Origin of the sequence: Paenarthrobacter sp. A20, from assembly GCF_024168825.1 — a bacterium.
Lineage (GTDB): Bacteria > Actinomycetota > Actinomycetes > Actinomycetales > Micrococcaceae > Arthrobacter.
Map to the genome: position 1 here is coordinate 2,510,088 of NZ_JALJWH010000001.1, position 25,083 is coordinate 2,535,170.

A 25,083-nucleotide genomic window follows, 5' to 3' on the forward strand; every position below is an offset into this window, starting at 1 on the left:
AAGCCTCAGTAGGCAGATGAACCTTGTTCACCCTTGACGATGGCAATTCCGGAACTCGCTCCGATACGTGTTGCACCAGCAGCAATCATAGCCTGTGCATCGGCGAGGGAACGCACTCCACCGGAGGCCTTGACGCCCAAGTCCGGTCCAACGGTCTTGCGCATCAACGCAACGTCTTCTGCTGTGGCGCCGCCGCCGTTGAATCCGGTGGACGTCTTTACGAAGTCCGCCCCTGCCTCCACGGCTGCTTGGCACGCGATGACCTTCTGCTCATCGTTCAACATTGACGTCTCGATGATGACCTTCAGGATGGCTTCACCGGCGTGGACTGTCTCGGCCACGGCCTTGATGTCATCCACCAGCGCACCCTTGTCGTTGGCGCGGGCGGAGGCCATGTTGATGACCATGTCGATCTCGTCCGCTCCATCAAGCACGGCTCCGCGTGCTTCGAAGGACTTGACGTCGCTGGGCGTGGCACCCAGGGGGAAGCCGATCACCGAGCACGTCAGCACACCGGAACCTTTGAGGGCCTTGGTGACGGTTTTGACCCAGACCGGGTTCACGCACACTGATTTGAACTGGTATTCGATGGCTTCGGCGCACACCTTGAGGACGTCGGCCTCGCTGGCCTCCGGCTTCAACAGGGTGTGGTCGATGTAGGAGGCGATGTTCGCAGGGGCGACGGCTTGGTTGCTCATGGGATCCTTCCGTGCTGGGCGTGGCCGGCCCGGTGGCCGCAGGGTTGTCACTGCCCGTCAAAGGACCATCTTGCCACATGGCCTGAGGGCTTTTGGGGTTTGTCCACATAGGCAAAGTCAGGCCTGATGATGGTCCGGGATGGCTGGAAGAGTTGGGGTATGGAGCGGATTTGGAGGGGGCAGGCGGCCACTGCGGCTACTGCAGCGACTGCGGCGGTAGGGGATGTTTTGGCGGCCCTGCGTTCCGTCCACCTTGGTGTCGGTAGCCGTGGGTTGATCGACCAGATCCGCGGGCTGGAAGAGCTGAAGTCCGCCGTCGTGGGGTTGCAGGCCCGTGCCGCGGTGGCCTTTGACCTGGCCCAACGGCAGGAGCAGGCCGCGGTGGGTGTGCCCGCGTCCGAACGGGGCCACGGTGTCGGGGCGCAGATCGCGTTGGCCCGGCGGGAATCCCCGAACCGGGGCTCACGACTCCTGGGCATGGCGAAGGCGCTGGTGACGGAGATGCCGCACACCATGGCGGCGCTGGAATCGGGCCAGTTGAATGAATGGCGGGCCACGCTGCTGGTCAAGGAAACAGCATGCCTGTCTGCGGAGGACCGGTGCGCCGTGGACGAGGAACTCTCCGCAGATACCGGCACGTTCGAGGGGAAGGGCGACCGGGCGGTCATCGCCGCGGCGAAGGCTGCCGCCTACCGGCGTGATCCGCGTTCCGTTGCCCAACGCGCCGCCCACGCTTCCACCGAACGGACCGTGACCCTGCGCCCGGCGCCGGACACCATGACCTACCTGACCGCCCTCCTGCCAGTGGCTCAAGGTGTGGCGGCGTACGCCGCTCTGACCCGGGCTGCTGACTCTGCCCGTTCGGCCGGGGACCCCCGGATCCGGGGCCAGGTCATGGCAGACACCCTCGTCGAGCGCATCACCGGCAGGCGCGGCGGGATCAGCGGAATCGACCTGCAGCTCGTCATGACCGATCGAACCCTCTTTCAGGGCGACAGCGAACCTGCCCGGCTCCAGGGATACGGAGTTGTGCCTGCAGAATGGGCCAGGGCACTGGTTGGCGCCGGAAGCGGGGCCCTGTCCGAGCAGGCCCCGGCACCAAGGCAGGAGCCGGCGCCAACGCGGGACGACGAGCTAACCGTGTGGCTCCGCCGGCTCTACACCGCGCCGGCCACAGGCGAACTTCTGACCATGGACTCCAGAGCGAGGCTCTTCCCGCCACGACTCAGGCGTTTCATCGAAACCCGTGATGACACCTGCCGCACCCCCTATTGCGACGCGCCCATCCGGCATATCGATCACGTGGTCCCTTGGCATTCCGGCGGGACCACCACGCTGGCCAACGGGGCCGGACTCTGCGAGGCCTGCAACCACACCAAAGAAGACCCCGGCTGGAGCGCCAACACCATGCCCGGCGACAGACACACCCTGGAAACCACCACACCCACGGGACACAGCTACCGGTCGAAAGCCCCAGCCTTGCCGGGTTATAGACAGGGCTCTCGCACGTCCGCGGTGACAACTCCGGGGGTGATAGCGGAACCGTCGGCGACTCCAACAGGTTCGAGCATTACGCCCCCGGAGAGTTCACCGCAATCCCGCCGGGTTGGCCGTAGGGTGCGGTACCGGGACAAGTCGCCCGCGGTGGTTCGGTGAGGAAAGGGACTTCCAGCCGAGAAGGATCATGCTGCAAGGGGCGCTTGCAGATCCGCGAAGCCCGGCGAACCCAAGAGCATGCCCGAAGCGCACAGCATCGCCGAAGACTCGGCGGAGAGAAGCAAACCAAGGCGAAGGCCGTCGCAGGACGCGGCGTCGCCGATCGCCCAGATACCCGGAACGGAGGTGGCGAGGTCGCGCCCCACTGCAATGCCGCCGTCGGACGCTACCAGGAGGCCGGCGCTCTCGGCGAGATCGTTGCGTGCAGTGCGCTCCTCGGCGATGACTACGAGGTCTCCGTTCATGCTGCTGCCATCCTCGAAGAGGATGCCGGTTGCCGGGAGCGGGGAGCCAGCAGCAGACGCTACGACGGCGGCAGGGCGGAGGGTGGTGCGGACGGGACGGACCCCGCGTGCCCGCAGCACGGCCTCAGCCTGGCCAGCAGCAGGTCCGTTGCCTACGAGGATCCCCAAGGGGCGTCGGCCGACGATCCGGGTGACGTCCTTGACTGCTTCGCCGATGTTTGCGGCGTCGTCGATGGTGGAGTAGCTCAGGCTGGATTCGGCGCCCGCCACCGGGGGCAGGACCGGGGCGGAGCCTGTTGCGATGACCAGCTGGTCGTAAGCGAACTCCATGCCGTCCACAGTGGTGACAATCTTTGAGTCGGCGTCGATGAAGCTGGCCGGCTGGCCGAAGCGGACCGAGACCTGGGGGAGTTCAGCGAGTTCAAGCAGGGCGTCCGGGCACTCGTCACGGTTGCTGAGCACGGTGATGGTTCCGTCGAACGCGCGTTGCCGGGAGTCGGACCTTCCGGCAAGTCGCCGCACCAAAGCCTGGGCGGCGGGGCCTGCGCCTGCGATGACGATGTGGAGGGAAGGTGCGGACGGGGTGGCGGACATGTTTGGCCCTTTCGCTCATATGACCTGCTGTTGATCATCAGCGTATTCGGCCGGTTTTTCGCGGGTGTTTCCCCGCTGTTGCCATCTTTGGCGTATCCGTAGCGTGGTGTTTACCAGCCGGTAATAACGTGCGTCACATTCGGCCGCCCATGACCCTCAGTATCGGCGGAGCAGCTCGCGGAAACCGTTCCCAGCGAAGCCGGCCACTGCCCCCGCACGGTCCACGAGTCCGTGGGCGCCCACCGGTTCGAGGGAGGCCAGGAGCCCTGCAGCGTCGGCCAGGCTCATGCTGAGGTCGGCAACCAGCCCACCAACTTCCAGCCGGGCACGCCGCGTATCCGCCCAGGCATCCGGACCCGGGTCGTCACGCAAGGTGCGCGTCACGGCGACGCTTTGCCACCCGCCGTCGAGCCTTACCCGTGCACGGTACGTGACGTCGTCCCCCATGACCTCCACCCGGCCGCCTGCCAGGAACGCCCGCCCGAACCGTGGGTGCTCAAGGTATCCGGTGAGCTGAGGCGCTTCATCGCCGGGATCAGACGGAAGGACCACTGTGGCCTTGAGCGTCACGGGAGAACCGTCCAGGTCGCCGCGAAGGGTGTCGTTGAAGCGGACTCCCGGTGCCGGTTCAGTCATCGCAGTGCAGCTCGCATCCTTGGCCACTCCGGCGTCAGTCATTGATTCAAGGTAGGCGCGGGCATCCCGGTAACCCATCCCGATCAGGGTCTCGGCGTCGATCCTGCCCAAGTAGAACTCCGGGTCCAACGGAAGCGGGTGGCGTGGCCGGACCACATGCAGCACAAACTCGCGCCCGGCAGTTGCGGCAACCTCGAAATCCGCCAAGAGCGCCCCCATGGCGCTCATTTCGATCATGTGCACGTACTGTTCCAGCGGACCATCGCCCCAGTACGGCGTATTTCCAATGCACCAGACAAGCCATACTTCGTCGGCACCCCGCTGCAGGGCTTCGGCCACGTTGGCGTCCCGTACCCAGACCGCGTCGGTCCAAATCTTCCCGTCCCGTCGCAGGGGTGTCAGGAAGATGGGCAACGACATGCCCGCCGCCATGAGCCCGGCGTCAATGACCGTGGCGTCGAGTGCGTGGCAGCGCTTTTCGGTGAACTCCACTACGTTGAAGGAACCTTCGACGGCGCCCGGTTCAGCCGCGCGGGCGCGGATGGTTGCGTCGTTGATGCCCAGAGCCGGGAAGACTTTCCCGAGGATGCCGTCGGCATCGCCGATGGCAGGAAGGGACCACGGCCCCTTGAGATAGTCACCCACAGGCAATGCCGAGCCGAAGTCCTTGACGTCAACCCCCGACCAACGGTTGCACATCTCCTCAGGCGACACTCCTGAGAGCAGCATGCCGGCCGTGAGGATCCCGCCGGAGGTGCCGTCAACATGGTGGAATTCCAGGCCTTCCTCAGCGAGCGCCTTCACCACGCCGGCCTGCCAGGCCACCCGCATTCCGCCACCTGCGAGGACCAGCGAGCGTTTCACGGTGCGCTTCATCCTGCCAGCCCGGCGTTGGCTGGTGCCGCACTGATGCGACGCCAATAGATGAACAGGAGTATCGCCGTCGCGAGGTCGAAGAAGGCGACTAGCAGGGCCAGGGGTGAGAAGACGCCGTTGAGGACGCCGATGCCCACGGCTCCGAAGGCGCCGGTTTTCTGCAGGCCGGACCAGAGCACCACTTCCGGGGAAGGCACGGTGTTGAGCAGGGTGTGGAGGAGCAGTCCGCCGACCACGACCATGAACATGCCCACGGTGCCGAAGAGTTGGCGGGTTTCGGGGGTGGAGCCGGCGCCGATCAGTTGGAGGACCGGTCCGCCGAACGGAACCTGGATGGCGCCGGTCAGCACCGTGATGATGGCAATGACTGCGAGGGCTGCTCGAAGTGGATCAGCGAGGGCCCAGGCGAGAGTGCCGGGAGGGTGCGGCCGGCGGGATCGGGCGGGGTGACCGGGCTGGTGCGCGGTCACGCGAACGACTCCAACAGCCGGCCGCGGTCCACCAGCAGCCACACCATGGCGGCCCAGGTGAGGGTGGATACGTAGAAGCGGATGTCGTTGAGCATCATCCAGCGTTTGAGCAGGGTGCGCAGTTCGGTATCGTCCGCGAAGTCGCCGCCACGGATCCGGACGTTGATGGGGATGATGATGCCTTGGCCCACCCAGGTCAGGACGATGATTCCCAGCAGGCAGATGATGGCGGGGATGACGCGGATGGTGCCCCATTCGGACCAGACGAGGATGCCGCCGGAGATGAACATGATGGGCACCACGATGGTGAAGAACTTGGTGGCCGCACGCGTGGGGATGCCGAAGTGCATGTCCACGTTGTCGCGGGCCAATGATTCCCATGTGGGGTAGAGGAAGAACTTGAGCACCCACATGGTGCCGACGTACATGGTGGCGCCGAAGAGGAAGTAGAGGGCGTTGATCAGGAGGAGCCAGTTCATTGGGCACCGCCCTGTACCCGGCTGCGGTCCGGCGGGGCCAGCCATTCCTGCCCTTGGCCCAAATCCACCACGCTGTCCATCATGTCCCCGCCGCGCAGCGCTGCGGCTTCGAGCTGGGTGGGGGCTGTGAGGAACCAGGCTTCGTAGTGGTCGTCCAGGACACCGTGGGCTTGCGGCAACCATGCGGTGAACACCGGTTTGCTTTCTACCTGCAGCTTTTTCAAGGGTTCGACGCCGGGCGCGTCACCGAGGATGAGCCGCGCCTTGGCTTGGGCTCCGAGGGCGATGTCCCCGGTGGCTTCGAAGTAGATGTCCGATTTCCAGAGCATGTTCCGGAAGACACAGTAGTTTGAGGCAGCGAGTTTGAGTGGCAGCTGGGTTGCGCTTGGCGCTGCGGGCCGTTCGATCTCGATGTAGCAGCCCAACTGGCCGTCCTTGTCGTACTGTGCGGAGACCGAGGAGTCCGTGACCACGAAGTCCAGGTTGGCTTGGTGTTTGGGCATTCCCCAGATCCCTTTGCCTCCCTTGACTGAGACTTCGGAGCTCACGGGCAGGTCCACCACGAACTGACCCAGTTTGAAGGTCTTTTGGAAGATCAGCGGGAGGATGGGCGGGGCTGGGCGGCTGCCGTGGGTGATGGCGATGGCCAGGGAGTATTCGATGTACTTCCCGATGTCAGTGGATTTGTAGTTGACCACCGTCACCACCAACAAGCCTTTGCCGCCGAGACTGAACGGCCGCATCTCGGAACCGGGGAGCGCAGCGGCCGCGGCTTTCTTGTTGATGGGGAAGGCCGCCATCAGTACGGGCGAGTCATCGGAATTGACCGGCATGACGTACTTGATCCCATCCGCGAAGGCATGCTGCCCGCGGAGCCGCTCCTGCCGCCGTGGAACCGGAGACGGGAGGAGTTTGAGCAAGGGTGTGGCCAGCTCGGTGAGGTTTTTCATGGTGTTGGCTCCTGGGCTGGGCTGATTGCTGGGGTTCCGTTGAGTTCGTTGACAATGACTGGGAAGGTGTCCTGCCAGGCGTGGTCGCCGAAGAAGACGTCCAAATGGCCGTAGCCGGGGATGAGGTGGAGTGAGTCCTTCCCGGGGCGGTGCTTTTGGAAGAACGCGAAGGTGCGTTGCTGGCTTTCGGGCAGGAAGCACAGGTTGTCCAGGCCGGCGATGAAAGCGAACCTCGCGTCGGTCTGGGGAGCCTCTGCGACGAAATTGTCCGGCAGTTCCGGATGGTCGCCGGCAGCCACCATGTGCCCGGCTTTGATGCTGCGGCCCATTTCTTCGAAGAAGGTCACGGGTACCTCCGCGAACTCTCCGCTGAGCCACTGGTGGGTGGCGTCGTCGAGGTTTTCATGGGACCAGAGGGCCGGGCGGCCGCTGCCGTAGGTGAAGCTGACCATCTTGCAGACGGTGTTGTCGCATTCATGGTGCGTGGCTTTGACCAGGCCCCGGATGGCCCGGGTGAAGTACCCCTGCGACTTGTACCCCCACGCTGGTGACAAGTACGGAGTGAAGACCTTGACCACAGGGGTCAGGTAGTCGATCTTGAGCCGGGAGAACGCCGGAACCACCGGGTGCAGGGACACCGCATTGGACACGATGGTGTCCACTTGCGGCAGGAGTCCGGCCACGGCGGACATGGTGAATGATGTGGATCCCTGGCAGTGGATCACAGCCTTCATGGTCTCCGCGCCCGTCGCGTTCAGGACGTGCTCGACGGCGGCAGGATGGTCGTACACGGCCGCGTCGGCAAGCGTCCAGGACAGCGGATCGAGGTCGATGGAAGCCCGCCAGTTCAGCATCCACACATCCCAGCCGTCTTCGAGGAGGACGTCTACGATGGTGGTCTTGACCGGGGGCCGGAACAGCTCAGCCCTGACGCCTGAGCCGTGGACCAGTATCACGGGACCCTTTGTGGCTTCCGCCGGCGACGTGACGTGGACGAGGCTGAGCGGTGTGTTGTCCCGGGCACGGAGGGGGATGACCTCAGTCCTGTGCTCGGCACGGGTGATGATCATGGGGTGCTTCCCTTCTGTGTGATGGTGATGGTCCGTGCGATGGTGATGGGTTCTTCAAGAAGCCGCACGCCGGGCAGGCCGGTAACCGGAACCAGGCGCGCGCCGTCGTCGCTGCTTGCCAGTTGCCAATCGCGGCAGACTGTGTCCACCATGAGGGGGTAGACGGTGAGGTCGCCGTCGGGTGCGAGGTGGATGCGGAGGAAGCCTTTATGGTCCTCGATTGCCTGGCCGGACATCCTCCAGGAGGACACCTCTCCGCTGGGCGTCGCCAGGATGTACAGGGCAAAGGCCTCGCTGCCGAGCACCCAGCCACCCAGATGCACCAGCGCCAGGGCCAGGACCAGGATCACGAAGTCCGGCCAGCTTCCTGGCCAGGGAACCAGGATCACGACGGCGGCACTCACCGCGAGCGCTGACAGCTGGTACAGCGCGCCCCGGACAAAAACGACGATGCCTGCCTTGGCCACTCCGAGCCAGCGGGCAAGCGTGGAGGCGACGGCCAGCACCAGCGGAAGGGCAAGGACCAGGACGAGGACCAACAACCAGGTGTTGCCGCGGGTGAGGCTGCGCAGGCTGTCCACGAACGACTCGCCGCGGAAGGCGCTGAAGACGGTCCACAGGGTCAGGGCGGCCACCACGTGCACTATGCCGAGCGACAATCCGAAGCCGGGGTTGCGGATGGGGAGCCAGAACTGCGAGAAGGGGTTGGCCAGCTGCGGGCCGAGCAGGCGGGAATCTCCTTGGCCGGGAAAGGTGGTGGGTGTGCGGGTGAACGTTCGGGCTGCGGCTGTGGGCTCAGGGCCTGGCTGCCCCGTGCCCGTCAGCCCCGTGTGTTCGCCGTTGGAGGACTCACCGGGAGCCGCCGACGGGGCAGGAAGGACGATGTCCTCCGGCAGCCCGTGTGTATCCGAGAGGTAGGCGCCGCCCAACCCGCAGGTGATCATCTGGGTCTTGCCTGGATCCGGTGCCTGGTGCTGGCCGCGGGAGTGCTCTCCGGGGTGGGAGTCCTCGTAGCGGGCGTAATGGTGGAGGTCGCCGGTGAGCCACAGCCGGACGCTGGCACCGGTGGCTTCGAACATGCCGGTTTCAGGGTTGAAGCGCCGGCGCAGGTAGTCCTGTTCGAAGAAGTTTGCCTGGCGGAACTCACCCAGGGCCGGATCAGCGGCGTCAACCCAGAAGGGGGCGGCCACGCAGAGGATGATCGCGTCACCTGGCTGCAATTGAAGGGTGACGTTCCGGTAGAAGTAATCCAGCTGCGGCTCGTCGATGTACTGGCCCAATTGACTGTCCAGGCCCAACAGCCACCAGCCGGGCGTGCCGCCGCGGCCCGGCCCGGGAGGGGCGCCGGTGAGCCGGACGGCAAAGTAGCTGCGCGTCTGGATGGTCCGCCAGCCCCCGATGCTCCGTTGCCTGGTGAAGATCCGGACGAAGGAGGTGAGGCCGTCGTACCAATCGTGGTTGCCGGGAAGCGCAAGCATGATGGGTACGGGATCCCGTCGAGGGTGGGCCGGAAATGCCGTCCGGTACGGGCCGGCCATCCGGTTCTCATAGGCCGCCGGGGAAGCCACAGGGTAGACCTCGTCCCCTCCCAGCACCAGGATCCTGCCGCGGGGGAGCTCATGTCCGTCCACGGTCAGGGTGTCCTGGGCCAGCAGGGATGCCACCGTGTACGTGGCATCGAAGCCGTCGCCGAGGTCGGCCGCGAAGTCGAGCCACATGTCCGCAGGTGCCGACCCTGCTGCACGCTCGTCCTGAAGCCCGGCAGGCGAGGGCAGGCCCCGGCTGCTGACCGGGGGCTGCGCCGGCTGGCCCTGGACGGGAAGGTTATCCAAGCGCAGGGGATCGGCGGGAAAGCTGCCCTCAAGCTCACGCTTATCGCCAAAATCGGCGAATACGGTGGCCGCCGCAACCTTCAGCGCAGTCCTGGCCAGCGACATGGGTGAGAGCCAACGAACCGCCGCCTGGGGTGTGAAACCCAGGACGGCGTGGTGTTTCGCGAGCTCCCAGCTTTTCATTGCTTCGGCTTGAAAGGGAACGGGATACGTTTGAGCCCCGCACCGTAGACCTGCCGGAGTTCGCCACCGAACAACTTCCCGAAGGCCACCAATCCTGCAACGGGGGCTGGGCCTTCGGGGCGGAACGTGGTGAGTTGCTTGGCGAAGTCGAGAGGCCTGATGTAAAGGATGCCGGCGCCCACGACGCCCTCATGGCCGGTGTCGTCTGAGGCCGGCAGCCCGGCCGGTGGAACGTGCCCCTTGAGGATGGTCGCATACAGGGTGGTGGTGTCCGCCCAAAGGTCGAAGCCTGCCTCGTTGTGGATCAGTTTGTGCCCGGTGAACGTGAAAGGCGTTCCGCCTGGGTCCCGCAGCCACAACCGGTACAGCATGCGCCTGGCTGGTGCGCCGTCGTCGGAGGTGTCCTCGACAAACAGGTTGAACCAGCCACGCTCCACCGGCATCCGGCCGCCGAAGAAGTCCGCCAAGACATAGCCCTCGGTCTTGGCAGGGTGGTTCGGGTCGGCAACGAACGCGTCAATGTCCTCGGCAACAATGGTCAGCTCGAACATGATCCGACGGCTTCGGTCCCGCCCCAGGCTCCGGCCCTTTTCCGGGTCGGTGATGCCGGGACTGAACCAACCGTGCATCTGTTCGGTGAACCGCACGGACGTTGCATCCTTGTTTTGAGCGCCAGGCACCCCCAGGCCGCGACTGCGCACCCCGGACCCTTCGGAGACGGCGCTCGCAGGCTGTTCCTCGGGCGCCGCCTTGCCTTTGGTAGCGTCCGGTGCCAGAGCGCGCGGAGCGGACGCACCGACGTCGACGACGGCGCCTGCCGCCTCGCGCTCAACGGTCGCCTTTCCGCTGGACTCGCCCGGGGCCTGCGCATCTGCGGGACTGATGCCTCTGTGGCCCGCCCTGTCCGCGTCCTCGACGATGTGGGCACACGTGCGTTCCGCGAACGCGGCGATGGTCAAGGACGGGTTGGCGCCCACCGGACCGGGCATAGCGGCTCCATCGACCACGTACAGCCCCGGGTACCCGAACACCTCGCCATAGGAATCGCAGACTGCCTCCCCGGGGTGCCGGCCGGACGGCGCGCCCCCGATCGGGTGGACGGTGATGACGCGCTTGGCCCACCACAGCGGGTTGTCAATGAAGTCGCCGTCGAGGTCTTTGGAAACCGACTCCATGGTTTCGCGGACGCGGCCGAAGTATTCCTTGGACGTGGCCATGGTCCAGGCGATGGCGAGCCTGCCGTCGCGAAGGGTCATCACGCCGTCGGGAATGTCCCTGCCCATGCCGAGCAAAGGCACCGAACTGGACGATAGGCGGCCGTCACCCAAGGCTGCGGCGAGGTCGGCCGAGACGTTGGAACGGCCGGAGTCGAACAGCCTGTCCTTGAAGAGTTGCCCCGCGACCCTGGCGGTGCGTTTGATGGTGGTTCCCAACTGGGCGGTTTCGATGAGCCAGTTCATGAAGGCCGGATACCCGGCGTCCTCCACGTAGTAGCCGCGGCCATCGCCGTCGTCGTCGTTCGAATCCGGAACCCTGATCGCTGTGGTGATCACCGGTCCTCGGCTGCCGGCCAGCGTTCGGACGCCGGGACGCGAGCCGTTGGCAGGGGGAGTCTTGGCGCCCATGATGAACGTCAAAAGGTCGCCGTTGCCGCTGAACCGGGTGCCCAAGGCGTCACTGAGTGCCGGGAGGGACCCGCGGTTGCGGAGCAGCAGGAAGTTGGTGCCGAACGTACCTGCACCCAGGATGAGCCTGCGGCAATGGATGATGCGCTCGGTGAGGAGTTCGCCGTGGTGGTCCGGATTGTGCACAACGTACCGGACCTCATAACCGCTGTCCGGCGTTCCGGAATCCAGCGGCCGGATGCCGCGGACATCATGGAAGGTGCGCACATCGGCGCCCTTGAATGCCGCGGCTGAGACGTAATTGTGGTCCAAGGTGTTCTTGGCGCCGGCGTTGCACCCGATGTCGCATTCACCGCTGAGCGTGCACGTCGTCCGCACAGTGTCGGGGCCATGGATGCTGCCGTAGCCGGGCAGGGGCAGCGCATGGTTGGTCCGCGGTTCCGCGGTCGGGCTGCTGGAGAACGTGATGGCAAGGGGCGGGCGGGTGATGGCCAGGCCCAGGTTCGCGGCCGATTTTTCCATGGCCACGGTTTTGGCCGTGTCCCTGTACGGGTAGGGGACAGGCTGGAGCATAGCCTCGGCGGCATCGTAGTAAGGTTCGAGATCTGCCCGGGTGAAGGGCCAGTTCTCGTACCCGCCGCCGGGAATGGGTGACTCGTTGACGAACCACTTTTCGTCTTTGCGCAGCAGCACGTTGGCGTAAATGAGTGAGCCGCCACCCAGCCCGCTGGACACCAGTCCCTCAGTGCCACGGAATGTCCAGGCGTCAAAGAGCCCGTACAGGCCGCGGTCCGGATCCCAGAAGTTCCTGCCCATCTCGGACGGCGAGCGCGCGAAGCTGCCGGGTGGGTAAGGTTTGCCGCGTTCCATGAGCACAACGGACTGCCCGGCTTCGGCCAGTCGAAGTGCGGCCACGGAACCGCCGAAGCCTGAACCAACCACCACTGCGTCGACTTTTTCGATGCCACTGCCCCGGTGGCGTGAAGGATCACTGGCGGGTTCGGTACCCGCATCCCCACTGTTCCCGGTCCCCAGACGACCCATGGCCGTTCCTCTCAGAGGAGATCTGACTACATAGCTGCAGCTGACGGCGCCGGGCGTGGCCGGGCGATGCCTCCGCGGACTATGGGGCTTATGTTCCCACCGGGCAGGGGATCTGTAAATGAGGTGGAGTTATTGGGTAGTACTCGGGTTAAGCGAGGCGCCTGTAAACCATGTCAAAGTCGTGTTCCAGCGGTCCACCGGGGTAACTGCCCCGCTCCAAGCGCGCAGTGATGGTGGTGCCATCCTCGCTGAAGCGGCCAACAAAGCGCTGAGGCCAGTCCGGTCCATCCCGGAAAAGGGTCCACAACTTGTCCTTGAGCGTCATGTCGTAGATCCGCGCTACGCCACGCGAGTCGAAATAGTGCTGCTGGAACGCACCGTCCGAGCCTGTGGCGCCGATGACGCTGACCGCGTTGGGGTACTCGGGGTGCTGGACCGTGGAGCGCTGAATGAGGAAGCCTCCGCCCTCGAGCCACTCGAACGCCGTCCTACCGGAGATCTCCATGCCCGGAACGGACGTTTCCCACTCGCCGACCAGGATGTTCAGTTGCTCCAACGTGGGTTTTGGATCCCGTGCCATGGCTGCCCTCTCTTCGCGTCTTCGCGCTGGTGAACAGGTTCAGCGTAGAGCCCGTCGGTTCCTCCGCCTAGGGTCCTGGCCCCAACTGTTTCCTGTACGGCCGGCATGGTGGGTGGCAGGATGGGCGCATGAGCCGAGTAACCTGCGATCTCACCGTGTCTCTGGACGGCTTTGTTGCCGGCCCCAACCAGTCCCTGGATCAGCCGCTGGGGGAGCGCGGCGAAAGCCTGCACCGCTGGCAGTTCGAAGAACGTGAAGCCAACGCAGCCGAAGTGGCCGGGATCCTGGAGGCGGGCGCCTACATCATGGGCAGGAACATGTACGCAGGACCAGGGGCCGGCCCTTGGGACGCGGACTGGCGCGGGTGGTGGGGTGAGGAACCTCCTTACCATGCGCCCGTCTTCGTCCTGACCCATCATGAGCGGGAGCCCTTGGAGCTGCAGGGCGGCACGACGTTCCACTTTGTCACCAATGGTATTGAGGCTGCACTGGACCGTGCCCGGGAAGCTGCCGGCAGCAAGGACGTGGCCATCGCCGGCGGAGCGCAGACGGCCCGGCAGTTCCTCTCGGCGGGGCTGATGGACGAGTTGAGGCTCCACATCTCGCCGGTCATTCTCGACGGCGGCGAGCGGCTGCTGGATGGACTCGGGGACGTCCGCCTGGAGCCGGTGGACGTACGGGGGACCGGGCTCGTGACGCACGTACGGTACCGCGTGATTCGCTAGCCGGAGATTCGGTGACTGCAAGAATGGGCGCATGCCCCTCCACACCTACCCCATCCGACGGGTTGCTGAGGACCCTGCAAACGTTCTTGATCGCGGTCGCTGGCCGGCAGCGCTGCCGCCTGTTGCCCAGGTGCTTGATGAGGGCCTCGACCTGACCTCAGCAACCATCCTGATTGGCGAGAACGGGTCCGGCAAATCGACCCTGGTGGAAGCCATCGCCCTGGCTTACGGTCTGTCGCCGGAAGGCGGTTCCACCGGTGCACGGCACACCACCAGGTCCAGCGAATCCGTCCTCGCCGACCACTTGCAGCTTGTCCGGAATGCCGGTGCCAGCCGGCGGGGGTACTTCCTGCGGGCCGAAACCATGCACGGATTCTTCACGTACCTCGAGATGAACCCGAGCACATCCGGGGACATCCCATTCCACGACATGTCCCACGGCGAGTCATTCCTGGAATTGGCGCTGGACAGATTCAAGGGGCACGGATTGTGGGTGCTCGATGAGCCCGAGTCGGCTTTGTCGTTCAGCGGTTGCCTCAGCCTTCTCAGTGTTCTGAAGGACCTGTTGTCCCACGGAGATTCCCAGGTCATCATGTCCACTCACTCACCTCTTCTGGCGGCCCTTCCGGGCGCCCGGATCCTGGAAGTCGGGCCTTGGGGCCTGCGGGCACGCGACTGGGAAGATCTTGATCTTGTTGCTAACTGGCGGTCATTCCTGGACGCACCTCAGAGGTATCTTCGGCACATCTGACGCCACCTCACGTGGCCAACGCGCCGGGAAAGTGACCGGAGAGGTTCGCGAATGGGCGGGGCTTGCCCGATGATGAGGTCTGGTCCGGTGATGGGTCCCGTCCGGTGATGGGTCCCGTCCGGTGAGCGGCGTAGCCTTGGCGGCATGGGGAAACTATTGAGAGCAGCACCACGCCTTACATTGACCTGCGGAGCCCTGATGCTGTTGGGAACGGGGTGCGCATCGCTCGGACAGCCGGCCGGCGGCTTGCCGTCTGCCAGCCTGCCGTCCGCCGGGAGCCCAACCCCGGAAATCCGACCGGAAGTTGTGCTGTGCCAAGGCAACGAGGTTTCGCGTCAGGCGCTGGACAATCCACGACCGGCCAGCGAGCTCGGCCCGGAGGCCGCCCCGGCTCTCGCCGGCCGTGGGGTCACGGCTTTTGACCCGGTCACCTGGCTGATTGCGCAGGAGAGCAGCGATCGTGTGATGCTCATGAACAAACTCGCAGCTCCCCAGGATCACGGCCACGGCGATGTCCGCGACTACATGTATATCGTCATTTCCACCCACTCCATGGCATCGGAACCAGGTAAACCGGTATGGGCGGTCGTCGAGTCATCGACCTGCACGCCCACGCTGGACCTTGGCGAGCTGAGAGCCGGCGCAGTCACTCTTGATCCCTCGTTGCCGCCGGCCCCTGAGTCCGATCGCGTGGCTCTCCTCGTCACGGAGTTCGACTGCAACTCCGGGAAGAACGCCGAAGGCCGGATTGACGTCGTCAAGCTCGTCGAAACAGAGTCCACGGTCGAGGTCGTCCTGGGGGTGCAGCCCGCCGGGGCGCAGTGGGCCACCTGTCAGGGAAACCCGGCGACGCCCTTCGCTGTCGATCTCGAACGGCCGCTCGGGAACCGTACCATCCTGGACGCCGCCGTCCTGCCCGCGCGCGAGATCACAGCACCAGCCCGGCCGGGAACCGGCGGATAGCTCTATCTGCCTTCCCCGCCCCGGCGGGGACCAGCAGCCATGCCATCTCCGGCCCGCGATTTCACGGTTCCGCGGGTAGGTTTCGGGTGGAGATCGAACAATGTCCGCCAACCGCTGTACACTCAAGTATCGAACATATATTCGAATAAAGGTGTGTTGTGGGCGTGATCGTCGGCCCCCGCGTGATAGATGCGGGCTTTTCCCTGATGTCGGTACTGCTGGCTCCAATCCCGGTGGCGGCAGGGTATCCATCGCCTGCCCAGGACTACTTTGACGGCAGGATCGATCTCAATGAGCACCTGATCAAGGATGTCACCAGCACTTTCGTGGTGAGAGTGACGGGGCAATCCATGGAGGGTGCCGGGATCAGCGATGGGGACGAGTTGATCGTTAACCGGGCGCTGGAGCCCAAGGACGGGTCCGTCGTCGTGGCTGTCCTTGACGGTGAGTTGACCATCAAGAGGCTCCGCGTCACGCCCTCAGGGGTGATCCTCCAGGCGGACAATCCCAAGTACCCGGACATTCGCGTGCCGGCAATGTCTGAGCTGACCATCTGGGGCGTGGCAACCACGTGCCTGCATCACATCTAGCTGTCGCCGCCCCCGCTGATCCCCGAGTTGATCCGTTCTATCTTTGAGTGCACATACGCGACATATGCACTTGAAGGATGGGTCTACTCTTCGATGGTGTCAGTCCGGGCCGGAACTGCTCGAGAGCGCAGCCGTGACACTTCGGATGCTGGCCGAACCGACCCGCCTCAACCTTCTTTGGCAACTCGCCAAACTCCGGCTCATCCAGGAGACCATCAACCACGCCGACCACCAAGTCAGGGGCGAACCCGCCCACGACTAACCCAAGCGGTGTGATCAGCGGCAGGTTGATATCGAACTGGAGCTGATGTTGTGGGCGGAGTTCGGTCGCTGCTGCAACGCGGTTTCTTGTCGCCGGTCGGCGGTACAGTTGATGCATTCGAAGATATATTCGAATGCATGGGGTGTCCTGCGTGATGATTGCGGGCATGCGTGCTAGTGGCGAACGCAAGGAGAATGATGTCCAAGCCAGCTCTCATGCATCAAATGCAAGAGATTGCCCATGTGGATATCAACTGCTTCTATGCGTCGGCGGAGAGGGCATTCAACCCCGCGCTGGAGGGCAAGCCATTGATTGTGTTGTCCAACAATGACGGTTGCGCCGTGACCAGGTCGCCGGAAGCCAAGAAGCTGGGCATTGGGCTGGGGGAGCCGTGGTTCAAGATCGCCCCACGGGCCAAGGAATGGGGGCTGATAGCGCTCTCCAGCAACTATGAACTGTACGGCGACATCAGCTCCCGGGTCATGGAGCTCCTGGCCCGCTACTCGGCATGGCAGGAGGTCTACTCCATTGACGAGGCGTTTCTCGGAGTCAGGGGACAACCGCAGGACTTGCTGGAGCTGGGAAGCACCATCAAGGCAGCCTGCCAACGGCATGTGGGGGTTCCGGTCTGTGTCGGAATCGCCCGCACCAAGACCCTGGCCAAGCTCGCCAACAAATGGGCTAAGCACAATCCAGCCTTCCACGGCGTATGCCGCTGGGACTCGGTCCCCGAAGCCCAACGCGAAGCTCTCATGGCACGGCTGTCCGTCATTGAAATCTGGGGTGTGGCAACGCGGCTTACCAAGCGCCTGAACGCCCTGGGAATCTTCTCAATCCTGGACCTGGTCCGCGCCGACCCGATTGCTTTGCGGGACAAGTTCTCGATTGTCATGATGCGAACCGTCCTGGAACTCCAAGGCACGCCCTGTATTCCCATGGAGGAAGAGAGAGTCGGCCGGGACCAACTGATCTTCTCCCGCTCGTTCTCCACACCGATTACGACGACGGACCAGCTGCGGCAGGTGCTCAGCGTCTACGGTCAAATGGCCAGTGCCAGGCTGGCCAAGCACGATCTTCAGGCCAAGCTCCTAACAGCGTTTGCCGCGACGTCCGTCTACAACCCGAACGATAAGTCCTTTCCCACGGTCACCGTGAGGCTGCCCATGCCCACGTCGGACCCCGTGCTCCTCACCAAGGCCGCACACGCGCTGGTCCCCAAAATCCAGGAAGGCGTGAAGTATGCCAAAGCCGGAATCATGGTCACGGACCTCCGTCCCAGCGGCAACCAGAAACCGTTGGAGATCTTCGAGAACCGTCATGAGGAGCGCGGCATCGGCCCCCTGCTGGAGCAAGTCAGCAAGCGGTATGGCCGGGGCTCCATCGGCCTGGGCCACGCCGGCATTAAGGGCGGCCCGGACTGGTCCATGAAACGGGACATGCTCAGCCCCCGCTACACCACCAACTGGGACGAACTTCCCCTGGTGAAGGCGGCGTAGCGTGGCAGGGGACGAGGAAGCGGAGGACCTACGCCCGCAGCCGGTAACCGCGCTTCACGACGGTCTCCACGAGCTTGCCATCCGGCAGCGAGGACCGCAGCCTGCTGACTGTCATGTCCAGGGCGTGCACGGAGCCACGCAGGTCCAACAGGTCCGAGAGCGCTTCCCTGGACAATACGGCTCCGCCCGCGCCGAGCAGGGCCCGCAGCAGCAGGAGGGGGGCCGGTGCAAGGTCCACCACCTCACCGTTGATCCGCAGGCAGCGCCCACGCAGCTCGATCGTTGCGCTCTTGGTTTCCAAACGGCGCACGTGGTTCAGGGACAGGTGCTCCGTCACCAAGCGGATCAAGGCACCCATCCGGTAGCGGTCGGGGATAAGGGGCGTCAGCCCGGCGTCGACCAGTGGCTGTGCGGTGACCGGCCCCACCGCGGCAACAGTCACCGGCCCCTTAAGGGCTTCGATGAGCTGCCGGTAGAGGCCCATTTCGTGAGCGGTGCTCCACATGGCATCCACCGCGGGGGCGCTGGTGAACGTCAGTACATCGAGGTTCCCGCCCACCACGGCTTCGATCAGGCGCGGCAGTTTGTCCTCGCCGTCGGGCTTCACCCAGCGGTATGGCGTCACGGTCAGGACCGTGGCGCCGGACATGCGGAGCCGCTCCAGCTGGCGGACGTCGGTGTATCCGTGCAGCTGCACGGCCACGGTCTTGCCACGAACGCCTTCGGCCAGCAGCATGTCCACCAGCGTGGCCGTGGTTTCGTCACTGCTGATTCCGACGTCGGCAAGACCGGCAGCGCGCACGGCACCGCGGGCCTTGGGGCCACGGACGAACATGCGGCAAGCGGACAAGGCTTCCAGGAGTTGCTCGCCGATGCCGAACGAGTCCGCGGCCTCGCACCAGCGGCGCATTCCGTAAGCCGTGGTGGCGATACAAATGTCCGGCTTTGCCGCAATGATGGTGCGGGTGTCCTCGATGAGGACCATGTCTTCCTGCACAGGAGCGATCTTCAAAGCGGGGGCGTGCAACACGCTCGCACCGCGGCGCTCCAATGCCTCAATGAGGTCACGGGAACGGCGGTGCGAGGTGACGCCGATTCGGAAGCCATCCAGCGGCGCATCGGCCGCTTCGGATACTCCCGGAGCGGCGGTGGCGTCGTGGACTTCGAGGGCGCGTGCAACAGTCATGTGTTCTTACCTTCAGGCTTCAAGGAGCGAAGCCGCGAGGCGGCTCAGTTCAGCGGATGCTTCAGCATGATTGCGGTTGGCTTCAGCCACCCGGACCACCTCGCCGATGACCAGAACGGCCGGGTTGCTGCAGCCGGTGGCTGCAGTTTCGATCGTACCCAGATCAGCGATGGTGGTGCGCTGTCCCGGACGGTAGCCACGTTCAACGACGGCCATGGGCATGTCCGAATTCATCCCGGCCCGACGCAGGCCTGCCGCCAGCTGGGGAAGGGTGCCGATACCCATGAGGACCACGATCGTGCCGCCAAGGCCGGCAAGGTGGGTGTGCTCCTTCTCGGTCAACGGGGCGTGGCCGGACACCACGGTGAACATGTGGCTCACTTCGCGGTGTGTCACCGGGATCCCTGCCGCTGCAGGAACGGAGATGGCACTGGTGACACCGGAAATCACCCGTACCGGGACGCCGGCCGCAACACAGGCGGCCACTTCCTCGCCTCCGCGGCCGAACACGTATGGATCGCCGCCCTTGAGTCGGACCACGTTCTTACCCAGCAGGGCAGCTTCCACCATGAGCTTCTCGATGTCACGCTGAGTCACCTTGTGGAGGCCAGGCTGCTTTCCGACATCCACCAGCTCGGCAGAGGTCAGGTCGGCCAGTTCCTGGTAGGGAGCCAGCCGGTCATAGAACACGACGTCGGCATCCCGCAAGGCGTCGATGGCACCAACCGTCAGCAGGTCCAGGGCCCCCGGGCCTCCGCCTACCAGGGTGACGTGGCCCTCAGCGCCCGGGGCGGGCTCGAACGCAACAGGGATTCCGGCGTCGCGGCAGCGTTCCACCAGCGGCAGCCAGCCAGCCCCGCCGTCGTCCACTACTGCCACCAGGAACGGGCGCTCGGGGAGCTGGCCGTCGCCGGGCACACCCTCCGGGGTGCTCAGCCGGTACACATGGGCACCGGCGCTCTGGTAGCGGCGGATTGCTTGGCGGGCGGACTTGTCCGACCCCGTGACGAGGACGTCACGGCCGGTGAGATCGATGGTGAGCTGCATGGGAGACCCCTAGTTTTCTGCGCCGACGGTTTCGCTGCGGACCGGGATGGTGGAGGCAATGAGCACACCGCCCTTTTCTTCGTTCGTGGCCGGACGGATCTGGCCCCGCTCAGGAACGAAGGAGATGGATTCGTCCTTCTGGTTGGGAGCGTTGACGAAGGAACGGAAACGGCGGAGGCGCTCCGGGTCCTTCAACGTCTCAGCCCACTCGTCCTCGTAGGTGTCGATGTGCTTGGCCATGGCTGCCTCAAGCTCTTCGGCGATGCCCAGGGAGTCGTTGACCACTACCTCCTCGACGTGCTTGATGCCGCCGTCAAGCTCCTCCTGCCAGCGAGCGGTGCGCTGCAGGCGGTCGGCGGTGCGGATGTAGTACATGAGGTAGCGGTCGATGTACTTCAGAAGGGTTTCGTCGTCCAGATCCTTGGCGAGCAGCTGGGCGTGGGCCGGGGTGGCGCCACCGTTACCGCCGACATACAGGTTCCAACCGTCCGCCGTAGCGATCACGCCAACATCCTTGCCGCGGGCCTCCGCACATTCGCGGGCGCAACCGGAGACACCCATCTTCAGCTTGTGCGGGCTGCGGAGGCCCCGGTAGCGGAGCTCCAGTGCGATGGCCATCGCCACGGAATCCTGGACACCGAAGCGGCACCACGTGGATCCAACGCAGGACTTCACCGTGCGCAGGCTCTTGCCGTACGCCTGTCCGGACTCGAAACCGGCATCCACCAGTTCCTTCCAGATGTCCGGGAGCTGCTCAAGGCGGGCACCGAACATATCGATGCGTTGTCCGCCCGTGATCTTGGTGTAGAGGTTGTACTTCCCGGCAACGGCCGCGATGACGCCCAGGCCCTTGGGCGTGATCTCGCCACCTGCGATGCGGGGGACCACCGAGTAGGTGCCGTCTTTCTGCATGTTCGCCAGAGCGCGGTCGTTGGTGTCCTGCAGCGAGCCACGTCCGGCATCCAGGACATAGGCGGAGTGCTGGCTGGCCAGGATGGAGGCAATGGTCGGCTTGCAGATATCGCAGCCCGCACCGGTGCCGTACTTGGCCATGATCTCTTCGAAGGACGTCAGTTCCAGCACGCGGATGGCGTCGAAGAGTTCCTGGCGGGAGAGGCTGATGTGCTCGCAGAGTGCCTTGGAGACCTCGATGCCGGACTTCTTCAGCTCGCCTTCGAGGAGCTTCTTGAGCATGGGGACGCACGATCCACACTGGGTACCGGCCCTCGTGCAGCCCTTGAGTTCGCCGAGTTCCTGCACAGGAGCGTCGCCTTCGCAGGCGCCGCAACCGTTGATGGTGTCGCGGATGGTTCCGGCGGCCACGTTGTTGCAGGAGCACAGGATGGCGTCATCGGGGAGCTCGGTCTCCGGGGCCTCGCCACCGCCGGCAGCGCTCAGATAGGCACCGGGTTCGGCGGAGAGCTCGCGGCCCAGGAGCGGGCGGAGGCTCATGTAGGGGGAAGCATCGCCGACGAAAATGCCGCCCAAGAGGGTCTTGGCATCATCGGTGGTGACGATCTTCTGGTAAACGCCGCGGGCGGGGTCGGCGTAAACGATTTCGAGGGAGTGCTCGGTCCGGGCGAAGGCGTCACCGAAGCTGGCAACATCAACGCCGGACAACTTGAGTTTGGTGGCAGTGTCAAAGCCCGGGAAGGTCGCTTCGCCACCGTGCAGGCGGTCGGCAACGATCTCGGCCATGGTGTTGGCGGGAGCCACGAGGCCCAAGCACATGCCCTCGAAGTTGGCCACCTCACCGATGGCCCAGATCCCGTCCACTTCGGTAGCACAGAAATCGTTGATGACCACACCGCCGCGCTGGCCCAAGCTGAAGAGCTGCTCTTCGCCTTCTGCCGCGCGGAAAAGGTCGTCGCGGGGTTTGACGCCGATAGCCACGATGACAAGGTCGGCGTCGATGGTGCGGCCGTCGGCCATGAGGACTCCGGTGACGTTGCCGTCGTCGTCCGTAACAACCTCCGAAGGGAAGACGCCACCGTGGACCTCGAAGCCCTTGGCTTCAATCAGCCGACCGAGGGCCTGGCCTGCGCCTTCGTCCAACTGGGTGTTCATGAGCCAAGGCGACCCGTTGATGACCACCGGAGTGGCACCGAGCTGCTCGGTACCGGCCGCGGACTCAAGCCCCAGCAGGCCGCCGCCGATGGTGACTGCGTTGACCTTGCGTCCCAGCTTCGCGCTGAGCTCGGCGATGGCCTTGTTAATGGTCCAGACGTCTTCGAGCGTGCGGTAAACGTGGGTGTGCTCGGCGCCGGGAATGGGAAGCCGGGCTGCATCCGAACCCGAGGCAACCACCAGGTGGTCGTATTCGTACTTGTTGCCGGCGGCCGTGAGCACACTCTTGGCAACCGTGTCGATCTTGACGGCGCGCTCGCCGGTCTTGAGGGTCAGGGCCTCGTGGTCCCACATCGATGCCTCGCCCAGGGTGAGGTCCACGTCGGTTTCGGTGAGGGCCTTGCTCAGCGCCACTCGGTCATAAGGGAGGTGGGCCTCTTCGGTCAGCACCGTAACCTGCCAACCTTCAAGTCCCCGGTTGACCATGGCATCGGTGAAACGGTGGGCAGCGGGACCGCCGCCGACGACGACGATGCGGCGCGGGTTCTCTGTACTTGAAGTGTGTCCGGTCACTGGTGGGCCTTTCGCAGATGTTGCAGACGGATCTCCGCAACTTGTGGTTCCAGCCTAGGGACGGGCAGTTTCGCTTCAGTTTCCCTTATGTTTCGTGATCTTAACTTCTGCATCACGAACGCATTTCCGGGGGCGTGAGGTCTCTTTTACGCGTTGGACACAAACGCGCACCCCTGTTGAAACACCCCCGCCCTAGCGTGGAGGAGTGGCCGCAAGCGTGGCCCGGTCCGGGGGAGTGACGGTGGAAATGCCAGCACCCGGACACAGTGAGAGGGGCTGAAATGACCGTAATTCTGGACCGTGCCGAGGACCTGACCACCACCGCCACGTGGCAGCGTGTTTGCCCGGTGGCAGAACTGGAAGTGGCCTGGGGCGAAGCGGCACTGATCGCCGGACGCCAGGTTGCCCTGTTCCGCACCGCGCCCACCGAGGTCTTCGCTGTGGCACAGCAGGATCCTGCAACGCTGGCCAACGTCATGGCCCGCGGCATCATCGGATCCCGAGGCAGCAGGCCGACCATCGCGTCGCCACTGCACAAGGAGGTCTACGACCTCGAAACCGGGGAGTGCTTCACCAACCCGGAACTTACGCTCGCCGTCTTCGCCACCCGTTTGGTGGACGGTTTCATCGAAGTTGAAGTCTAGGACTCCTACAAACCCAATGCTTCGCGGACATCCCTAAGGACATCGTCCAGGGAGGTCCGTGCTGCTTGGCGTGCCTCGGGCAGTTCGGCCGCGGACTCAACGGCCTGGATGACTTCCAGGTAGCACTTGAGCTTGGGCTCCGTGCCACTGGGACGGATAATCACGCGGGTGAGGTCCCGGGTCACATACAGCAGACCGTCCGTGGGCGGCAGGGCCTGGCTTCCTTCTGCCAAGTCGGTGAAGACCTCGACGGCGGAGCCTCCGAATGCTTCGGGCGGGTTGACCCGCAGGCGGTTCATCATGGCGTCGAGCAACCCGAGGTCTGCCACCCGGATGCTCAACTGGTCACTGGCGTGCAGCCCGTGCACCAGGTACAGGTCATCAAGGGTGTCGAAGATGGTCCTGCCCTCAGCTTTGGCGGCGGCGGCCAATTCGGCGATCAGGACTGCTGCGGAAATGCCGTCCTTGTCGCGCACCAGTTCGGGCGCCACACAGTAACCCAGGGCTTCCTCGTACCCGTAGGTGAGGCCGGGAACCCGGGAAATCCATTTGAATCCCGTGAGCGTTTCCTCGTGCGCATACCCGGCTGCTGCCGCGATCCGTGAGAGAAGGCGTGAGGACACGATCGAGTTGGCGAAGACGCCGCCCCGGGTCTCTTCGCCCGCACCGGCGGCCATGCGCGCTACGACATGTGCGCCCAGTAACGCACCCACTTCGTCCCCGCGCAACATCCGCCAAGCACCGGTGGCGGGATCCAAGGCTGCGACTGCGGCGCGGTCGGCGTCGGGATCATTGGCCAGAACGATGTCCGCATCCGAGTCCGCGGCAGCCGCGAGAGCCAGGTCAAGCGCGCCGGGTTCTTCCGGGTTGGGGAAGGCAACAGTGGGGAAGTCAGGGTCCGGTGCCGCCTGTTCAGCCACCAGGGTGACGTCCGTGAAACCTGCGGCATTAAGGACTGAGACGGCCGTTTCGCCACCCACACCGTGCATGGGAGTCAGGACGATCTTGAGGTCCCGGGCGGGAAAGTGTTCCCGATCTGCCAGGCCGGCCATGGCAGTTTCATACTCTGCGGTGATGGCGTTGGGCAGCACGGTCCAGCCGGCCGCGGCCAGCTGAATCGAGTCCAGCGCCCCCACAGCCTCGATCTTCGCCGCGATTTTTGCATCGTAGGGGGCCACGATCTGGGAACCGCGCCCGCTCTCCGGCACAGCGTGCCGCCCCAGGTAGACCTTGTAGCCGTTGTCCTGCGGCGGGTTGTGGCTGGCTGTGACCATCACGCCGCCGTCGCACTCCAGTGACCTGACCGCGTAGGCGAGCAACGGCGTCGGGAGCGCCGCCGGCATGAGGAACGTCTCGATTCCTGCTGCGGTGAAGATTGCCGCGGTTTCCTCGGCAAAGATGTCCGAGTTGTAGCGGGCATCAAAGCCGACGACGGCGCGTGGCTGGGTTCCCGGCGCAGCTGCAGCGACTGCTTCGTTGAGGAAAGCCGCCAAACCTGCCGCGGCTCGACGGACAACGACGCGGTTCATGCGGTTGGGACCGGGGCCCAGTGCTGCGCGGAGGCCGGCAGTGCCGAACTGCAGGGTGCCGTTGAAGCTGTCGCCCAGCTCCTGGGCTGCTCCCGCATCACCGCCACTGGCGAGTTCGGCGAGCTCCACGAGAGAGGCCGACGTCGCCGGATCCGGGTCTTGGGATGCCCATTCGCGGGCGTCGGTGAGCAGCTGTTCAAATGCGGCATCGCTGGATGTCATAGGGACAAAACTATCCTCAATGAGCCGCGA

General features: G+C 64.8%; 22 protein-coding genes. 8 read left to right on the forward strand and 14 right to left on the reverse strand.

Annotated features, from left to right (window positions below; genetic code table 11):
- Positions 1 to 5 precede the first annotated feature (5 nt).
- The gene (gene deoC / locus J3D46_RS11815; protein ID WP_159697802.1) at positions 6 to 698 is read right to left on the reverse strand and encodes a deoxyribose-phosphate aldolase; all 693 of its coding nucleotides are present in this window, start codon (positions 696 to 698) and stop codon (positions 6 to 8) included.
- Between the two features lie 159 nt (positions 699 to 857).
- On the opposite strand from deoC, the gene J3D46_RS11820 reads away from it, so the two are divergent.
- Positions 858 to 2,354, forward strand: a complete 1,497-nt coding sequence (locus tag J3D46_RS11820) for an HNH endonuclease (RefSeq protein WP_253467317.1) — start codon at positions 858 to 860, stop codon at positions 2,352 to 2,354.
- A gap of 26 nt (positions 2,355 to 2,380) precedes the next feature.
- Here J3D46_RS11820 and J3D46_RS11825 read toward each other — a convergent pair whose 3' ends face one another.
- The 9 genes from J3D46_RS11825 to J3D46_RS11865 all read right to left on the reverse strand — a co-directional run bounded on the left by J3D46_RS11825 (position 2,381) and on the right by J3D46_RS11865 (position 12,998).
- Positions 2,381 to 3,253 carry an FAD-dependent oxidoreductase gene (locus J3D46_RS11825; protein ID WP_253467319.1) on the reverse strand — a complete coding sequence of 291 codons (873 nt, stop codon included), beginning with the start codon at positions 3,251 to 3,253 and terminating at the stop codon, positions 2,381 to 2,383.
- 156 nt (positions 3,254 to 3,409) lie between these two features.
- Positions 3,410 to 4,753 carry a patatin-like phospholipase family protein gene (locus tag J3D46_RS11830; RefSeq protein ID WP_253467321.1) on the reverse strand — a complete coding sequence of 448 codons (1,344 nt, stop codon included), beginning with the start codon at positions 4,751 to 4,753 and terminating at the stop codon, positions 3,410 to 3,412.
- Positions 4,754 to 4,761: 8 nt separating this feature from the next.
- Positions 4,762 to 5,235, reverse strand: a complete 474-nt coding sequence (locus J3D46_RS11835) for a hypothetical protein (protein ID WP_231338686.1) — start codon at positions 5,233 to 5,235, stop codon at positions 4,762 to 4,764.
- The gene (locus J3D46_RS11840) at positions 5,232 to 5,714 is read right to left on the reverse strand and encodes a hypothetical protein (RefSeq protein WP_253467323.1); all 483 of its coding nucleotides are present in this window, start codon (positions 5,712 to 5,714) and stop codon (positions 5,232 to 5,234) included. Before J3D46_RS11840 ends, J3D46_RS11835 begins: the two co-directional genes overlap by 4 nt.
- Positions 5,711 to 6,664 (reverse strand): acetoacetate decarboxylase family protein, encoded by a 954-nt coding sequence (locus tag J3D46_RS11845; protein WP_253467327.1) that lies wholly within the window; start codon positions 6,662 to 6,664, stop codon positions 5,711 to 5,713. The genes J3D46_RS11840 and J3D46_RS11845 overlap by 4 nt, the downstream gene beginning before the upstream one ends.
- Positions 6,661 to 7,734, reverse strand: coding sequence for an alpha/beta hydrolase (locus J3D46_RS11850; RefSeq protein WP_231338683.1), 1,074 nt, complete (start codon positions 7,732 to 7,734; stop codon positions 6,661 to 6,663). The genes J3D46_RS11845 and J3D46_RS11850 overlap by 4 nt, the downstream gene beginning before the upstream one ends.
- On the reverse strand, positions 7,731 to 9,749 hold the full coding sequence (locus J3D46_RS11855; protein ID WP_253467330.1) for a hypothetical protein: 2,019 nt from the start codon (positions 9,747 to 9,749) through the stop codon (positions 7,731 to 7,733). The genes J3D46_RS11850 and J3D46_RS11855 overlap by 4 nt, the downstream gene beginning before the upstream one ends.
- On the reverse strand, positions 9,746 to 12,418 hold the full coding sequence (locus J3D46_RS11860) for a GMC oxidoreductase (protein ID WP_253467333.1): 2,673 nt from the start codon (positions 12,416 to 12,418) through the stop codon (positions 9,746 to 9,748). Before J3D46_RS11860 ends, J3D46_RS11855 begins: the two co-directional genes overlap by 4 nt.
- A gap of 148 nt (positions 12,419 to 12,566) precedes the next feature.
- A complete protein-coding gene (locus J3D46_RS11865) occupies positions 12,567 to 12,998 on the reverse strand; it encodes a hypothetical protein (RefSeq protein ID WP_253467336.1) in 432 nt (143 codons plus the stop codon).
- A gap of 128 nt (positions 12,999 to 13,126) precedes the next feature.
- Between J3D46_RS11865 and J3D46_RS11870 the strand changes: the two genes are divergently transcribed.
- The 6 genes from J3D46_RS11870 to J3D46_RS11890 all read left to right on the forward strand — a co-directional run bounded on the left by J3D46_RS11870 (position 13,127) and on the right by J3D46_RS11890 (position 17,785).
- Positions 13,127 to 13,723 carry a dihydrofolate reductase family protein gene (locus tag J3D46_RS11870; RefSeq protein WP_231338679.1) on the forward strand — a complete coding sequence of 199 codons (597 nt, stop codon included), beginning with the start codon at positions 13,127 to 13,129 and terminating at the stop codon, positions 13,721 to 13,723.
- Positions 13,724 to 13,754: 31 nt separating this feature from the next.
- Positions 13,755 to 14,474 carry an ATP-binding cassette domain-containing protein gene (locus J3D46_RS11875; RefSeq protein ID WP_231338678.1) on the forward strand — a complete coding sequence of 240 codons (720 nt, stop codon included), beginning with the start codon at positions 13,755 to 13,757 and terminating at the stop codon, positions 14,472 to 14,474.
- Positions 14,475 to 14,672: 198 nt separating this feature from the next.
- Positions 14,673 to 15,437, forward strand: a complete 765-nt coding sequence (locus J3D46_RS11880; protein ID WP_253467339.1) for a hypothetical protein — start codon at positions 14,673 to 14,675, stop codon at positions 15,435 to 15,437.
- A 158-nt stretch (positions 15,438 to 15,595) separates the two neighbouring features.
- Positions 15,596 to 16,027 carry a LexA family transcriptional regulator gene (locus J3D46_RS11885; protein WP_159697748.1) on the forward strand — a complete coding sequence of 144 codons (432 nt, stop codon included), beginning with the start codon at positions 15,596 to 15,598 and terminating at the stop codon, positions 16,025 to 16,027.
- Between the two features lie 133 nt (positions 16,028 to 16,160).
- A complete protein-coding gene (locus J3D46_RS24965) occupies positions 16,161 to 16,289 on the forward strand; it encodes a hypothetical protein (RefSeq protein ID WP_256492792.1) in 129 nt (42 codons plus the stop codon).
- A gap of 197 nt (positions 16,290 to 16,486) precedes the next feature.
- Positions 16,487 to 17,785, forward strand: a complete 1,299-nt coding sequence (locus tag J3D46_RS11890; protein WP_253467342.1) for a Y-family DNA polymerase — start codon at positions 16,487 to 16,489, stop codon at positions 17,783 to 17,785.
- A 28-nt stretch (positions 17,786 to 17,813) separates the two neighbouring features.
- Here the strand turns inward: J3D46_RS11890 and J3D46_RS11895 are convergent, their stop codons facing one another.
- The 3 genes from J3D46_RS11895 to nirB are packed head-to-tail and all read right to left on the reverse strand — an operon-like array spanning position 17,814 to position 22,658.
- Complete coding sequence (locus J3D46_RS11895) at positions 17,814 to 18,971, reverse strand: uroporphyrinogen-III synthase (RefSeq protein ID WP_253467345.1); 1,158 nt, start codon at positions 18,969 to 18,971, stop codon at positions 17,814 to 17,816.
- A 12-nt stretch (positions 18,972 to 18,983) separates the two neighbouring features.
- A complete protein-coding gene (cobA, locus tag J3D46_RS11900; protein WP_253467348.1) occupies positions 18,984 to 20,018 on the reverse strand; it encodes a uroporphyrinogen-III C-methyltransferase in 1,035 nt (344 codons plus the stop codon).
- Positions 20,019 to 20,027: 9 nt separating this feature from the next.
- Complete coding sequence (gene nirB, locus J3D46_RS11905; RefSeq protein ID WP_253467351.1) at positions 20,028 to 22,658, reverse strand: nitrite reductase large subunit NirB; 2,631 nt, start codon at positions 22,656 to 22,658, stop codon at positions 20,028 to 20,030.
- Between the two features lie 281 nt (positions 22,659 to 22,939).
- On the opposite strand from nirB, the gene nirD reads away from it, so the two are divergent.
- Positions 22,940 to 23,302 carry a nitrite reductase small subunit NirD gene (nirD, locus tag J3D46_RS11910; protein WP_253467355.1) on the forward strand — a complete coding sequence of 121 codons (363 nt, stop codon included), beginning with the start codon at positions 22,940 to 22,942 and terminating at the stop codon, positions 23,300 to 23,302.
- A gap of 5 nt (positions 23,303 to 23,307) precedes the next feature.
- Here nirD and J3D46_RS11915 read toward each other — a convergent pair whose 3' ends face one another.
- A complete protein-coding gene (locus tag J3D46_RS11915) occupies positions 23,308 to 25,053 on the reverse strand; it encodes a phospho-sugar mutase (RefSeq protein WP_253467359.1) in 1,746 nt (581 codons plus the stop codon).
- Positions 25,054 to 25,083: the final 30 nt, after the last annotated feature.

Bases quoted from the DNA above. Each gene is read 5' to 3' on its own strand.
- deoC (WP_159697802.1), bottom strand. From the start codon at position 698: ATGAGCAACCAAGCCGTCGCCCCTGCGAACATCGCCTCCTACATCGAC.
- J3D46_RS11820 (WP_253467317.1), top strand. From the start codon at position 858: ATGGAGCGGATTTGGAGGGGGCAGGCGGCCACTGCGGCTACTGCAGCG.
- J3D46_RS11825 (WP_253467319.1), bottom strand. From the start codon at position 3,253: ATGTCCGCCACCCCGTCCGCACCTTCCCTCCACATCGTCATCGCAGGC.
- J3D46_RS11840 (WP_253467323.1), bottom strand. From the start codon at position 5,714: ATGAACTGGCTCCTCCTGATCAACGCCCTCTACTTCCTCTTCGGCGCC.
- J3D46_RS11845 (WP_253467327.1), bottom strand. From the start codon at position 6,664: ATGAAAAACCTCACCGAGCTGGCCACACCCTTGCTCAAACTCCTCCCG.
- J3D46_RS11850 (WP_231338683.1), bottom strand. From the start codon at position 7,734: ATGATCATCACCCGTGCCGAGCACAGGACTGAGGTCATCCCCCTCCGT.
- J3D46_RS11855 (WP_253467330.1), bottom strand. From the start codon at position 9,749: ATGAAAAGCTGGGAGCTCGCGAAACACCACGCCGTCCTGGGTTTCACA.
- J3D46_RS11860 (WP_253467333.1), bottom strand. From the start codon at position 12,418: ATGGGTCGTCTGGGGACCGGGAACAGTGGGGATGCGGGTACCGAACCC.
- J3D46_RS11865 (WP_253467336.1), bottom strand. From the start codon at position 12,998: ATGGCACGGGATCCAAAACCCACGTTGGAGCAACTGAACATCCTGGTC.
- J3D46_RS11870 (WP_231338679.1), top strand. From the start codon at position 13,127: ATGAGCCGAGTAACCTGCGATCTCACCGTGTCTCTGGACGGCTTTGTT.
- J3D46_RS11875 (WP_231338678.1), top strand. From the start codon at position 13,755: ATGCCCCTCCACACCTACCCCATCCGACGGGTTGCTGAGGACCCTGCA.
- J3D46_RS11880 (WP_253467339.1), top strand. From the start codon at position 14,673: ATGCTGTTGGGAACGGGGTGCGCATCGCTCGGACAGCCGGCCGGCGGC.
- J3D46_RS11890 (WP_253467342.1), top strand. From the start codon at position 16,487: ATGTCCAAGCCAGCTCTCATGCATCAAATGCAAGAGATTGCCCATGTG.
- J3D46_RS11895 (WP_253467345.1), bottom strand. From the start codon at position 18,971: ATGACTGTTGCACGCGCCCTCGAAGTCCACGACGCCACCGCCGCTCCG.
- cobA (WP_253467348.1), bottom strand. From the start codon at position 20,018: ATGCAGCTCACCATCGATCTCACCGGCCGTGACGTCCTCGTCACGGGG.
- nirD (WP_253467355.1), top strand. From the start codon at position 22,940: ATGACCGTAATTCTGGACCGTGCCGAGGACCTGACCACCACCGCCACG.
- J3D46_RS11915 (WP_253467359.1), bottom strand. From the start codon at position 25,053: ATGACATCCAGCGATGCCGCATTTGAACAGCTGCTCACCGACGCCCGC.